The sequence below is a fragment of the Nonomuraea cypriaca genome (assembly GCF_015645445.1).
GTDB classification, from domain to species: domain Bacteria; phylum Actinomycetota; class Actinomycetes; order Streptosporangiales; family Streptosporangiaceae; genus Nonomuraea; species Nonomuraea cypriaca.
Genome location: NZ_JADOGI010000399.1, coordinates 1 through 2,500, shown reverse-complemented (window position 1 = coordinate 2,500; position 2,500 = coordinate 1). Strand labels below are relative to the sequence as shown.

The window sequence follows — 2,500 nt, the reverse complement described above, 5'->3', positions numbered from 1 at the left end:
GTGAAAGGCCAATCAAACTCCGTGATAGCTGGTTCTCCCCGAAATGCATTTAGGTGCAGCGTTGCGTGTTTCTTGCCGGAGGTAGAGCACTGGATGGCCGATGGGCCCGACAAGGTTACTGACGTCAGCCAAACTCCGAATGCCGGTAAGTGAGAGCGTGGCAGTGAGACTGCGGGCGATAAGGTTCGTAGTCGAGAGGGAAACAGCCCAGATCACCGACTAAGGCCCCTAAGCGTGTGCTAAGTGGGAAAGGATGTGGAGTCGCAGAGACAACCAGGAGGTTGGCTTAGAAGCAGCCACCCTTGAAAGAGTGCGTAATAGCTCACTGGTCAAGTGATTCCGCGCCGACAATGTAGCGGGGCTCAAGTACACCGCCGAAGTCGTGGCATTCAGCACTTGTGTTGGATGGGTAGGGGAGCGTCGTGCAGCCGGTGAAGCGGCGGAGTGATCCAGTTGTGGAGGCTGTGCGAGTGAGAATGCAGGCATGAGTAGCGAATCGAGGGTGAGAAACCCTCGCGCCGGATGACCAAGGGTTCCTGGGGCAGGCTAATCCGCCCAGGGTAAGTCGGGGCCTAAGGCGAGGCCGACAGGCGTAGTCGATGGATAACGGGTTGATATTCCCGTACCCGCTTCAATGCGCCCATATCGAATCTCGTGATGCTAAGAGTCCTTAGCTCGCCTAAAGCCTTCGGGCTTGGGGTCAGAGTGAACGCTCGGTCCGATCGGGTAGTAGGTAAGCGATGGGGTGACGCAGGAAGGTAGTCCAGCCCAGGCGATGGTTGTCCTGGGGTAAGCATGTAGGGAGTGGGGTAGGTAAATCCGCCTCACGTTGATCCTGAGATGTGATGCCGAGCCGATTGTGGTGAAGTGGATGATCCTATGCTGCCGAGAAAAGCCTCTAGTGAGTGTTGTGGCGGCCCGTACCCTAAACCGACTCAGGTGGTCAGGTAGAGAATACTAAGGCGATCGGGTGAACTGTGGTTAAGGAACTCGGCAAATTGCCCCCGTAACTTCGGGAGAAGGGGGACCTCTGCTGGTGTAGGAGCGTGCCTCCGAGGCTGGTGGGGGTCGCAGTGGCCAGGGGGAAGCGACTGTTTACTAAAAACACAGGTCCGTGCGAAGTCGTAAGACGATGTATACGGACTGACGCCTGCCCGGTGCCGGAACGTTAAGGGGACTGCTTAGTCGGCTTTCGAGTTGGCGAAGGTGAGAACTTAAGCGCCGGTAAACGGCGGTGGTAACTATAACCATCCTAAGGTAGCGAAATTCCTTGTCGGGTAAGTTCCGACCTGCACGAATGGCGTAACGACTTCCCCGCTGTCTCAACCACAGACCCGGCGAAATTGCATTACGAGTAAAGATGCTCGTTACGCGCAGCAGGACGGAAAGACCCCGGGACCTTCACTACAGCTTGACATTGGCGTTTGGAGCGTCTTGTGTAGGATAGGTGGGAGACTGGGAAGCTGTCACGCTAGTGATGGTGGAGTCATTGGTGAAATACCACTCTGGTCGTTTTGAACGTCTAACTCTGGTCCGTGATCCGGATCGGGGACAGTGTCTGGTGGGTAGTTTAACTGGGGCGGTTGCCTCCTAAAGGGTAACGGAGGCGCCCAAAGGTTCCCTCAGCCTGGTTGGTAATCAGGTGTTGAGTGTAAGTGCACAAGGGGGCTTGACTGTGAGACTGACGGGTCGAGCAGGAGCGAAAGCTGGGACTAGTGATCCGGCATCGGCGTGTGGAAGCGGTGTCGCTCAACGGCTAAAAGGTACCCCGGGGATAACAGGCTGATCTTCCCCAAGAGTCCATATCGACGGGATGGTTTGGCACCTCGATGTCGGCTCGTCGCATCCTGGGGCTGGAGTAGGTCCCAAGGGTTGGGCTGTTCGCCCATTAAAGCGGTACGCGAGCTGGGTTTAGAACGTCGCGAGACAGTTCGGTCCCTATCCGCTGCGCGCGTAGGAGACTTGAAAGGAGCTGTCCCTAGTACGAGAGGACCGGGACGGACGAACCTCTGGTGTGCCAGTTGTACCGCCAGGTGCACGGCTGGTTGGCTACGTTCGGAAGGGATAACCGCTGAAAGCATCTAAGCGGGAAGCTCGCCTTGAGATGAGGTCTCCCTCCCCGTAAGGGGGTAAGGCTCCCGGTAGACGACCGGGTTGATAGGCCGGAGGTGGAAGCGCGGTAACGTGTGGAGCTGACCGGTACTAATAGGCCGAGGACTTGACCACAAAGCTTTTTGTGTCTGCTCGCGGTGTGTGTGCTGCGGTCTGTTCTCTTCGCCGGGTCCAGATCTGCGCCGCGCTCGGGGGTTGATGGTTGTGCTCGCGTCCACTAGGCAATTCTGAGACAGCAAACAGTGGTGTTTGTGTGTTTCGGAGGGTTACGGCGGTTATGGCGGGAAGGAAACACCCGGTTACATTCCGAACCCGGAAGTTAAGCTTCTCTGCGCCGATGGTACTGCACTCGGGAGGGTGTGGGAGAGTAGGTCACCGCCGGACAATC

General features: G+C 57.2%; 2 rRNA genes (1 of these 2 cut by a window edge). Both read left to right on the top strand.

Going from position 1 to position 2,500, the window contains the following annotated elements:
- Positions 1–2,226, top strand: a 23S ribosomal RNA gene (locus tag ITP53_RS53605); it begins 880 nt to the left of the window's first position.
- Positions 2,227–2,379: 153 nt separating this feature from the next.
- Positions 2,380–2,496 (top strand): 5S ribosomal RNA (rrf, locus tag ITP53_RS53600).
- Positions 2,497–2,500 lie beyond the last annotated feature (4 nt).